The following is an 11,167-nucleotide window of genomic DNA, read 5'->3' on the forward strand; positions in this document are numbered from 1 at the left end:
AATACTATTATTAACATTATTACAAATTTATATAATTAAAATCTATATTTTTATTATTAAATATATTTTCTTCTCTTAATTGGCATGTAAAAATAAGAAGTTGACTAAAATCCGTTCTTATTAATAATTTCAAGGCTTTTTCTGTCCTAATATCATCATATTGAACGAAGGCATCATCTAATATAACTGGAACCTCCATCCCCCTATAAATCATATTTATAAAAGCTAACCTTAAAGATAAATACAATTGGTCATTTGCTCCATTACTTAATATAGCTCCAGGAAGAATCTCTTTTCCCTTCCTTACCTTCATATCATAAGAATCAGACACCATAACATCATCATATTCCTTATTAGTTAAATCTTTAAAATAATCTATTACAGTTGAATTTAATATATTCCCAAAATTTCCTCTAACTTCTCTAATAGCTTCATTCATATTATCTATAGCAATTTCTGTTGCTTTTAGAAGAAGTTCAAGTTTACTTATTTTTTCTTTAACAGCCTCAAGCTCCTCTTCTATTTGAGGAATAGTTCTCTTTCCTATAAATCTATTATTTAAATGATTTTCTACATCTTTAATTTCTTTTTCAACTTCTATTAATTCATGAGACTTTAACGAAACTTGATTATCTATTTCCTCTTCTGAAGAATAACTGTAATTAATATTTTCATTAATTATATCTTTTAAGTCTTCCTTTATAGCTTCTATATCCTTATCCTTAGTTAAAGCCTTATATGCTCCTTCTATATTTTCTAAAGTCTTTAGAATTTCATCTTTTTGTTTAATTTTTTCCTTAATCTCAAATAATTTTTCCTCTAATTCATAAAGATCAATATCCTCTAGACCTATAAATTCTAATTTTTCTCTTATCCTCTTTTCTCTAATTCTTAACTCATTATTTAACTTTTCTATAGACTTTTCTTCCTTTTCAATATCTATTTTTAAAGCTAAAACTTCCTTATTAATTTCTTCATACCTTGAAAGCATTAATAAGACCTTATTAATATCTTCACTATTAGCTAAATTTAAAATCTTATTTATACATTCTTCATTAATTCTATAATTTTCTTTGACTACATCAATATTTAAAAACTTTATTTGTGCTTCTTTTTCTGATATTTTCATATTTTGTTTATCTACATAAATATTAAAATCATCAAAAAGCTTTAATTTTCTTATAAAGTCCTCATAAGATTTTGCTTCAACTAATTTAGTATGTTTAAATATTTCCTTTTCTATATTTCTTATTTCTTCCTCTAAATCTTTTATATTTAATGAAGATTTGCTTCCACTTCCGATTTCAATTTTTAATGATATAGTTTTATATGCTAATAAAAAAGCTACTGCCGCTACAACTACAATTGCCACTAAAGCTTCTCTATATAATACAATTGATGCTAATAACACAATGAAAGATATAATACAAGCAATACTAAAGAACTTAAATTTCTTCTCTAATTCCTTAATTTCCATCTGAGATTTATTTGAATATCCTTCTGCTCTGAATTTTAACTCCTTTAGCTTATCTCCGTATTTTGTTAATAATACTCCTATTTCTTCTCTTATATCTTTAAAATTTATTGCACTACCTATGAATTTTCCCTTCTTAGAAATATCATCTTTAATTAATGATATCTCCTTTGTCAATTCCTCATAAGTATTAATTTTTTCGCTTAAACTTTCTCTCTCCATTACCGCTTTTATAAATCTATTTTTCTCTTCACTAGATAAATCTTCAATAAAAAGTAACTCCTCATAGTTTTCTCTTTTAGCTAAGTAAATTTCCCTACTTTTATTTAAACTTTTTTCTTCTTCAGACCTCATATCTAAAAGACTAAAATAAAGGGAGTTTTCATCTTTAATATCATTTAATAAGACTTCATCTATAATTCCATTCCTTGATGATATACTTTCTTCAATATATCTTTCTTTTTTCTTTAGCTCCTCCCTCTTTCTTAGATATTCAGTTATTTCTTCATATTCTTTTTGAAGCTTAGATTTCTTTAAATATTTTTTATAAATATCTAAGTTCTTAATCTCTGTTCTTAACTCACTACTCTTTTCTCTTAAAGATATTAAATCATGCTCTTTATCTATATTTTCTTCTGATAATTTATATCCTTCATATCTTTCTTGATTTAAATCATCAAGTCTATTTCTTAATATATCTAATTCTCCTGTTTTTCTAGGCGTAGTTATAGATTTTTTAATTCCTTCTAGTTTTTCTAAGGATTTCTGTATAGATACACTTTCACTATCACTATTGAGAAGGTTAGCTGCCTTATCTATAATCTCTTCTTCCTTATCTTTAGATATTGCTACCCCTAGCTGGTTTATAAATAATGTCTTAAAAAAAGTAGCTGCATTAACATTAAAAAAATACCTTCCTGGTTCATCCTTAGGTATTTCTAATACTTCTTCTCCAGTTTCTGCATCCAAGATTTCTGACGTATCTTCCTTTCTAGCGGCTCCGAAACTTCTTCTAATTATATAACTTCTAGAATTATGAGTAACATAAAGCTCTCCCCTTATTTTTTCTCCATCTATTGGAGTAAATCTCAGTCTATCATTACTCTTTATATCCTTAGTTCTCTTAGAACTCATGCCATATAGCCAGATTCTAATAAAGTTTTGTATTGTACTTTTACCTTTTTCATTTTCTCCATATATTAAATTAACTTTATCTTCTAATTCAATTACCTTATCCTTTAGACCTGCAAAGGAAATTATATTAATTTTATTTATAATCATTTAAATTCACTTCCTCGTAGGATAAACATTGTATTCCTAATTTTAAAGCCATTTTCAAAAGCTCTTTATTACAATCTTCCTCTTCCATTTTTTCTAATAGTTTTTTTGCATAAACCCCTTTAATTGAGTAATCTTTTGATATTTTATCAAAGTCTAATTTTACTTCTGTTTTATCAATAACCTTTACAAAATAGAAGTCATCTTTTACTTTATCTAAAATTACATCTTCTTTAAGATTTATAAAGGGCTCTATTTCTCCTTTTAATATGATCTTATATAAATTATTTTTCCTTTCTTCTTCATTGAGAGAAGATATTATCTTTAGTTTAATATCTTCATAACTTACTGAATTGCTTATATCTATTTCTTTTACATAATAATTTCTTTTTGAAGTTCTATGAAAACTTAAATCAACAGCTCCTTTAGATATTTCCCCGATTATAATTCCTTTATTATCCAATTCATCAAAGCCTCTTCCTTGTGGACAGCCAGCATAAGCATAATATGTATTATTTTCTCTCAATATCCCACTAAAATTATGTCTATGACCAATAGCTATATAATCCAATCCACTACTACCTATGTCCTTTAAAGTAATTGGATTATAATCATTTCCTTCATCAGTATTAGAAATATCACCATGAATTGTCATAATATTAATATAGTCATTATTAACAGTGATATTCTTTAACATACCCTTCCTTACATGATGTTCATTAAAAGCTGATCCAAATACTACTGTTTTTAATTCTTCTATAACTACAGATTCTAAATTTCCTTTAAAAATATAAACATTATCTGGCCAATTTATCATTTTATAAAAAGATTTTTCATTATAAGGATCATGATTTCCAGGTGATATAAATACTCTTATATTATTAATTTTTTCTATTTGATTCTTAATAAAAATTAAAGTCTTTTTATTAACAGTTAAATTATCAAAGATATCCCCAGTTAATAATAATATATCAACAGAATTTTCCATAGCAATGTCTATTATCTTACTAAAAACCTCTAATAACTCTTCTTTGCTTATTAACGCTATATTTTTATTTAAATCTTTAAAAGGAGTATCAAAATGTAAATCTCCTGCTTGTAATATCTTAATTTTTTTCATATTATCACCTTTATTACCTTGCGAACTTTTGTTCTATTTTATCATTTTTCAATTGCTTATACAACAATAAAGTGTGATATGTAATGTTGATTATTCAGTCCCTTTGCACTAAGTCATATTCTCTTACATATCACACTTTAAAATTAAATTTCATAATTCTTCATTTCATTCAGAATTATGAAACTTACTCTATTTATTTTTAATTCATTTAACTATCTTCTCTTTTCAAATCATCTTCATATGATATCTATTCTCTTCTATACTGAAGAAATTAATTAGTAACTTCTATTGATCCCATACCTACTGTAATATCAAAATTATATTTTGTTTCACTTGCTGTTTTGGCACTTATTTTAGTATCTCCAAAGCCAGAATCAGAGTTTATATTTATTGGCGCATTAACAGGAACTTTTATAGTTGTACTTCCCATACCACCATCTAATTTTAAATTACCATTTATGTCTCCTAAAGCAATATTTATCTCACCCATTCCACCTTCTACTGTAATATCTCCTGTTTTCTTTTCAGTTTCTAAAGAAACTTCTCCAACTCCACTTTTTAAAACTAATTTATTAAAGGATACTTCTTCTAATGATAATGAACCAACTCCACCATTTATTACTATATTATTCAATTCTAAGTCATGAATTTCACATTCAGCAACTCCAAAGTTAAACTCTAAATCTCCATTAAAATTTCTTGGAATCTTTATTTCTAATTCACTAGAATTATCACTATTTATATTTATATCTTGTTTTGAATCTTCATTTATTATAAGTTTTTCAGATCTTTTTTTTGTATTTATCCCTCTAGAATACTTACTCAAAACCCCAGATATCTCTAAATTATCTCCATCATAATACTCAATATCAACATTACTTACATCTATATTAATATCTAAACTTGTAATTTCATCTATTGATTCTGATATATTTACATTTTCTGAAGAATAACTTGAATCATTTGAATCATTATCATCATCGTTAAAAATCCATGTTCCCCAATTATTATTTCTACTTTCAACTCCGAACTTTATACCACATCCTGAAAGCATAGTAGTTAGTGTTAAAGCCATTATTACCTTAAAAGTTTTTTTCATTTTATTCCCCCCTAAATTATATCTAATTTTCTCTCTAAATGATAAATCGCTATATATACAAGAAAAATAATCCACCCTAATCCTAAAATAGAATAAATTATATCAAATTTCATAAAACTCCCTATTTGAATATAGAAATATGGAAAGAAATTAGTAACTAATTGAATAATTCGTTCTACTACCCCAGATATCGCAGATCCACCAATTACAACTGCTACTAAGCTTAATGCTATATTTTTTATATAAGATACAAATATTACAATAAAAGATATCACTATAACATATGCAATTATAGTACCATACATAATTGTAGTAGATGATAGTCTTATTAACTCTACCAAAGAATTTCCTGAAAGTAATGAAAGTATATATGTGACAATAACTATAGCCCCTTGTATTATAATAAATTCTAAAATCTTAGCTACAAAAAACTCAGATGATTTAACTGGAAGTGTAAATAATAATCTTCCCTTTTCCTTAGAAATTTGTTTTACAAATCTTATTATTGATGCAATAAAATTTAGCCCTAAAAAAGTAGAAATAAAAGCTATATCTAATAATGACATAAGCTCACTTATCATTGGTATTCTAATAAAAGTTGCAAGAGTATTAATAACTAAAAAAGTAAATCCAATTATATATAATATCTTACTACTCCCTGTATGATATTTACCCAAATTATATTTTAAAATCTTAATAACATTATTCATAATTTCCCTCCCCATTATTATTCAGCAAATATTTTTCTATATATTTCATCAATAGATGCACTATACTTTTCTCTTAATTCTTCAGCATCCCCAGACTCTATAACCTTACCATCACCTAAAAATAATACTTCATCAAATATTCTTTCAAGTTCACCTATATAGTGAGTTGTTATAATCATTGAACTATCTTCAGATAAATTTTCTAAAATTGCATCTAGTATCTTTTCTCTGGAAACAGGATCAACTCCTGAAATAGGTTCATCTAACAAGAAAAGTTTTGCTTTTCTACTTAATGTTAAAGATAAATTAAACTTCTCCATCATTCCCTTTGATAAATCTTTTATTTTTGAATCTCTATCTAAATTCATAAATTCTAAATAACTATCCATTTTATCTTTATCAAAATCCTTAAAGAAGTCAGAATATAGACTTATGGCATCTCTAATTCTCATAGACCTATGAAATATATTTATATCTTGTAAATAAGATATCTCACCTTTAGTTACATATCCTATATTGCTTCCATCTAGCTTTATTTCCCCATTATCTATTCTTAAAAATCCCTCTATAACATTTAATAAAGTAGTTTTTCCTTGTCCATTAGGCCCCATAATACCTAGAACTTTTCCCTTTTCTAAATTAAAACTTACTCCTCTTAATATCTCTTTTCCTTTTATACTTTTATATAGGTTTCTTACCTCTAATAGATTATTCATTTTCCCCCTCCTTATATCTCTCTGATATAATTGCTAATATACTTTCTTTTCTAAAACCCAGTGCCTTTGAGTCCTCAATAAATTTATCTATCGTTTCATTAAATAATTCTTCTCTTAAAGCAGTAATTTTTTCTTCATCTTCTGTTACAAATTTTCCAATACCTCTTTGAGTATATATTAGCCCTTGATTTTCAAGTTCAGAGTAAACCTTTTGAATAGTATTAGGATTAACTTTTATCTCACTTGCATATTCTCTAACAGACAAAATCCTTTCTCCCCCTTTTAATTCTCCAGAAACTATTTTCTTTTTCATATACGCAATTATTTGAAGATATATAGGTTCTTTTGAATTTAATTCAATAACCATAATTTTATCTCCTTTCTATACAGTACTAGTGTATTAATTAAATAGTACACTAGTACATTTAAATTTGCTATTTTTATTTTTCTCCATTTATATTTATTATTTCAAATTAAACTTATATTTCTTTACTTTCCTCAATAATACTTTTACTTATATGCTAATATGTTTATAAATTTCCCCCAAAGTAAAAAGAAAGAAACCCATTGAAATAAAAATTAAATTTTCATTTCAATTAGGTTTCTCCCTTTTTAGAACGGTGCAACTACTATATTCTTTGGCGGTATATCCATCCTGTTTGTCTTACCTTCAGTTGTTCGTTGCTGTGGCTACTTTATTGAATGTTCGTATTGTTCCACCATTCTTTTTACCATTTCGCCACCAACGGAACCACATTGTTTTGAAGTCAAGTTTCCATTATAATCACTAAATGGAACTCCTAACTCTGATGCAACCTCATTTTTAAATTTACTTAATCCATTTTTTGCTTCTGGAACTAATGTTTTTGCCATTTGTAATTCCTCCTTTGGCTGTTGGTTTTATAAACTCGCTTTTAAATGGAACTCTCTCTCATTTTAAAGCTTTAATGTTTACACTATTATCTTAACCATAGCTGGTCTTTATATTCCTAGAAATTCATGGTTAAGTTACTACTTTTTTTATTTTTTTAAGATATATAAAATATTCCTAATAATATTGCAACATAATGCAAAGCACTTCCAGCCATTACAAATAGATGCCAAATAAAATGATTATATGGCATTTTATCTACTGCAAAAAAAATACATCCCACAGTATATGCAACTCCTCCTAAAACCACAAACATTAATATATTTGAAGGTACTAAAAGTAATACTGTTTTTATATTTATTACAATTGCCCATCCTAATAATATATATAATATAGTTGAAAAAGCTCCGAACCTATCTACCCAAAAAGCTTTAAAAACCATCCCTAAAGCTGCAATTACCCAGATAGCTATAAGTATATTAATAGATTTTTTATCAGTATTCATCAAAATTAAAATTATAGGTGTATATGTTCCAGCTATCAGTAAATAAATAGATGAATGATCTAGTATCCTTAATATTTTTTTTGCTAACTTTCCAGGAATACTATGATACAGTGTAGATCCTAAATATAATATTATTAATGAAATACAGTAAATCCAAACTCCTAAAATTGCATAATTATTTTTTGTTTTTGTTGTAGCTATAATTAAAAATATACTACCTATAATTGATAGTATGGCTCCTACTCCATGAGTTACAGCATTTGCAATTTCTTCTCCCTTAGTATAAAAATTATAAACTACTTCTTCCTTTTTAATACTAAATCACCTCCTGGTTGATTTCTGTAATAATTATTACTCTATCTTTATTATATTATTCTTTTAATGCCTTGTGTATATTAACCTTATTTTTTTCGCCAGCCTCTACTTCTGTTTTATTCTCAAAGAATATATATTTATCCTTTTCTAACCCTTTAAATATAATTGGAGTTATTGGGGATTTAGCCTTTTCTCTTAAAACCTCTAAAGGAAATTCAATTAATAAATCCCCTTCATTTACTATATCTCCCTCTTCAACAAAGGATACAAAACCTTCTCCTCTTAATTTAAGACTATCTATTCCAATATGCATTAAAATATCATATCCCTCTAAGGTTCTAATAGTAATAGAATGTCTTTCTTTAGATAAAGTAAGTACCATTCCTTTTACTGGAGACCTTAACAATTTATCAGTTGGATTAATAGCAAATCCGTCACCAATTAATTTCATAGAAAATATTTCATCTGGTACTTCTTCAAGTCTTAACAACTTGCCTGAAATAGGTATGTCTATTGAATATTCAGTATTAATTCCTCTTGTTATTTCTTCAACTTTCTTTTTCTTCTTTAGTACTATTTCTTTTCCATCAATAATATGTTTAATTTGATCTTTAAGTATATCCGATTGTGGTCCAAATATAGCTTGAATATTATTCCCTATTATCATTAAATCAACAGCACCTAAATATTTTAATTTTTCTTTATTTACTTTTGAAAAATTTTTAACTGTTACTCTTAATCTAGTTATACAAGAATCTAAGTACTTAATATTTTTAGCACCACCAAAGGCATCCAAAATTTCGTAAGCAATATTCTCATTAGAAATGTCAATATTTATTTTAGCTTCTTCCTCTTCTCTTCCTGGTGTTTTCAAATCAAACTTTCTTATAAAATATCTAAATCCAAAGTAATATATTATGGAAAAGGCTATTCCTACTATAATAGCCCACCACCAGCTAGTTCTATTTGGTATAACTCCAAAGAGTATAAAATCTATTAATCCTCCTGAAAATGTTAAGCCTACTTTCACATTTAAAATTTGCATTACCATAAATGATAAACCTGCAAAAATACAGTGAATACCAAACAAAACAGGAGCTACAAATAAAAACAAGAATTCAACTGGTTCTGTAATTCCAGTTAAGAAAGAAGTTAATGCACCTGAAAATAAAATACCGGCTACTAATTTCTTTTTGCCTTCATCCGCTTCATGATACATAGCAAGAGCTGCTGCTGGAACACCAAACATCATAAAAGGAAACTTTCCTGTCATGAATGTACCTGCAGTAAATGGAACTCCATCTTTAAGCTGGGAAAAAAATATTGATTGATCTCCTATTACTAATTGACCTGCTGAGTTAATATATTCTCCAAATTGATACCAAAATGGTGCATACCAAATATGATGCAATCCAAAAGGAACTAGTGCCCTCTCTATAGTACCAAATATAAATGCTGCTAAAGTTTCATTTGTACTTATCATACTCCTTGAAAATTCTAATAAGAATTTTTGAATAAAAGGCCAAACTAAAGCCATTATAACACCTAAAAAAACTCCAGATAAAGCTGCTACAATTGGAACAAATCTTTTTCCTGAAAAAAACCCTAAATATTCAGGAAGATTTATATTATGAAATTTATCAAATATTATAGCTGATATAACCCCAATAAGAATTCCTCCAAAAACTCCAGTATGTAATGTTGGTATTCCAAGAACCATTGTATACATTGGATTTCTTTCAACTTGAGTTAAGTCTATGCCTACCATTACCCCTAATGTAATATTCATAATTAAGAAGCCCACTATAGCAGCTAATGCAGCAACTCCATCTCCTGATGACATTCCAATAGCTACTCCTACAGCAAATAATAATGGTAAGTTATCAAATATAATACTTCCTGCTGAAGATACTATATTAGCTATTAATCGAAATCTTTCTCCAGCTAAAATAGGAAAAGTATTTAATATATCTTGGTTGCTAAATAGTGTTCCAATCCCCATTAATAAACCAGCAACTGGTAGTAATGCTATAGGTAATGTTAAAGATTTACCTATTCTTTGTAAAACTCCAAAAGACTTTTTTAATAATGTACTGATATCCATTTTTCCTCCAACATCCTCAAAATAGGCTTTAATTTAAATAAAGACTTAAGCTAAATAAACTTAAGTCTAGTAAAAAAATACTTCTAGATTTTACTATTTCTTAATACAGAAATAACTCTATGAATATGCATAGTTAAATAAACTATTTCATCTTCATTTACTATGTAATCATAATTTCCTTCAATATATGACTTTACTCTTTGAGCACAATCATAGGCTTCTGGATAGCTTCTTTTAGCTAAATCTATAAATTCACTATCAGTACTTTTATTTTGATTATTAGTTACTACTCTCTTTGCAAAATACTTTAAATGAGTTAATAATCTATCATAATTTAAATCTTCCTCATTAAATTCTATTGAATAATAATATCTAATAATATTTAAAATACCCTTAATTATATTAGTTGCAATTACAGATTCTTTTGAAGTTTCTTGATAACTTGCATTTACTAAATGTAGTGCAATAAAAGCTGCCTCATCCTCCGGTAAATTTATCTTAAGTCTTTTATTAATATATGCTACAGCCCATACAGCTACAGAAAATTCTTCTCTATGTATCCTTCTAATTTCATCTAATAGATCATTTTTGATTTGAATATTATTTTTATACCTTTTTATTGCAAAGGCTATATGATCAGCTAAAGAAATATATATTTGCTTATCTAGTTTTCTATTTAGCTTCTTAGATGCATAAGAGATGATTTCATGTGCCAATTGAAATATTCCATCTGGTATTTGATTTATTAGCTTTTTAAGCTTATTTCCCATACCCTTATCATCTACAACAAATATTTTTTCAATTTTATCTTCCTCTATTTCCTGACCAACCTTCTTATTAAAGGCAATTCCTGAACCCATTATAATTACTTCTTTTTTAGTATTCGGATCTATTGATACAACTACATTATTGTTCAATACTTTTTCTACTATCATCTTAACAATTCTCCTTACCTTGGAAAATAAAAAACCTAAA

Annotated in this window: 10 protein-coding genes; all 10 read right to left on the reverse strand. The window is 26.8% G+C overall.

Going from position 1 to position 11,167, the window contains the following annotated elements; genetic code table 11:
* Window positions 1-19: 19 nt before the first annotated feature.
* A complete protein-coding gene (locus ACQPUY_RS12885) occupies window positions 20-2,755 on the reverse strand; it encodes an AAA family ATPase (protein ID WP_430841630.1) in 2,736 nt (911 codons plus the stop codon).
* Window positions 2,742-3,872, reverse strand: a complete 1,131-nt coding sequence (locus ACQPUY_RS12890) for a metallophosphoesterase family protein (RefSeq protein ID WP_430841631.1) — start codon at window positions 3,870-3,872, stop codon at window positions 2,742-2,744. The genes ACQPUY_RS12885 and ACQPUY_RS12890 overlap by 14 nt, the downstream gene beginning before the upstream one ends.
* Window positions 3,873-4,143: 271 nt before the next feature.
* On the reverse strand, window positions 4,144-4,971 hold the full coding sequence (locus ACQPUY_RS12895) for a DUF4097 family beta strand repeat-containing protein (RefSeq protein WP_430841632.1): 828 nt from the start codon (window positions 4,969-4,971) through the stop codon (window positions 4,144-4,146).
* Window positions 4,972-4,982: 11 nt separating this feature from the next.
* Window positions 4,983-5,681 carry a hypothetical protein gene (locus tag ACQPUY_RS12900; RefSeq protein ID WP_430841633.1) on the reverse strand — a complete coding sequence of 233 codons (699 nt, stop codon included), beginning with the start codon at window positions 5,679-5,681 and terminating at the stop codon, window positions 4,983-4,985.
* 17 nt (window positions 5,682-5,698) lie between these two features.
* A complete protein-coding gene (locus ACQPUY_RS12905) occupies window positions 5,699-6,397 on the reverse strand; it encodes an ABC transporter ATP-binding protein (RefSeq protein WP_430841634.1) in 699 nt (232 codons plus the stop codon).
* Complete coding sequence (locus ACQPUY_RS12910; RefSeq protein ID WP_430841635.1) at window positions 6,390-6,764, reverse strand: GntR family transcriptional regulator; 375 nt, start codon at window positions 6,762-6,764, stop codon at window positions 6,390-6,392. Before ACQPUY_RS12910 ends, ACQPUY_RS12905 begins: the two co-directional genes overlap by 8 nt.
* Window positions 6,765-7,087: 323 nt before the next feature.
* Window positions 7,088-7,270: an alpha/beta-type small acid-soluble spore protein gene (locus ACQPUY_RS12915; RefSeq protein WP_430841636.1), complete on the reverse strand. Its 183-nt coding sequence runs from the start codon at window positions 7,268-7,270 to the stop codon at window positions 7,088-7,090.
* A gap of 155 nt (window positions 7,271-7,425) precedes the next feature.
* Window positions 7,426-8,088 carry a PAQR family membrane homeostasis protein TrhA gene (trhA, locus tag ACQPUY_RS12920; protein ID WP_430841770.1) on the reverse strand — a complete coding sequence of 221 codons (663 nt, stop codon included), beginning with the start codon at window positions 8,086-8,088 and terminating at the stop codon, window positions 7,426-7,428.
* A 55-nt stretch (window positions 8,089-8,143) separates the two neighbouring features.
* Window positions 8,144-10,192 carry a glucose-specific PTS transporter subunit IIBC gene (ptsG, locus tag ACQPUY_RS12925; protein WP_430841637.1) on the reverse strand — a complete coding sequence of 683 codons (2,049 nt, stop codon included), beginning with the start codon at window positions 10,190-10,192 and terminating at the stop codon, window positions 8,144-8,146.
* An 83-nt stretch (window positions 10,193-10,275) separates the two neighbouring features.
* On the reverse strand, window positions 10,276-11,127 hold the full coding sequence (gene licT / locus ACQPUY_RS12930; protein ID WP_430841638.1) for a BglG family transcription antiterminator LicT: 852 nt from the start codon (window positions 11,125-11,127) through the stop codon (window positions 10,276-10,278).
* Between the last annotated feature and the right edge of the window lie 40 nt (window positions 11,128-11,167).

Source organism: Clostridium nigeriense (genome assembly GCF_050585245.1).
Classification (GTDB): domain Bacteria; phylum Bacillota; class Clostridia; order Clostridiales; family Clostridiaceae; genus Clostridium; species Clostridium nigeriense_A.

What these genes read in the sequence shown, in the direction of transcription:
- ACQPUY_RS12885 (WP_430841630.1), bottom strand. Translation starts at nt 2,755, where the DNA reads ATGATTATAAATAAAATTAATATAATTTCCTTTGCAGGTCTAAAGGAT.
- ACQPUY_RS12890 (WP_430841631.1), bottom strand. Translation starts at nt 3,872, where the DNA reads ATGAAAAAAATTAAGATATTACAAGCAGGAGATTTACATTTTGATACT.
- ACQPUY_RS12895 (WP_430841632.1), bottom strand. Translation starts at nt 4,971, where the DNA reads ATGAAAAAAACTTTTAAGGTAATAATGGCTTTAACACTAACTACTATG.
- ACQPUY_RS12900 (WP_430841633.1), bottom strand. Translation starts at nt 5,681, where the DNA reads ATGAATAATGTTATTAAGATTTTAAAATATAATTTGGGTAAATATCAT.
- ACQPUY_RS12905 (WP_430841634.1), bottom strand. Translation starts at nt 6,397, where the DNA reads ATGAATAATCTATTAGAGGTAAGAAACCTATATAAAAGTATAAAAGGA.
- ACQPUY_RS12910 (WP_430841635.1), bottom strand. Translation starts at nt 6,764, where the DNA reads ATGGTTATTGAATTAAATTCAAAAGAACCTATATATCTTCAAATAATT.
- ACQPUY_RS12915 (WP_430841636.1), bottom strand. Translation starts at nt 7,270, where the DNA reads ATGGCAAAAACATTAGTTCCAGAAGCAAAAAATGGATTAAGTAAATTT.
- ptsG (WP_430841637.1), bottom strand. Translation starts at nt 10,192, where the DNA reads ATGGATATCAGTACATTATTAAAAAAGTCTTTTGGAGTTTTACAAAGA.
- licT (WP_430841638.1), bottom strand. Translation starts at nt 11,127, where the DNA reads ATGATAGTAGAAAAAGTATTGAACAATAATGTAGTTGTATCAATAGAT.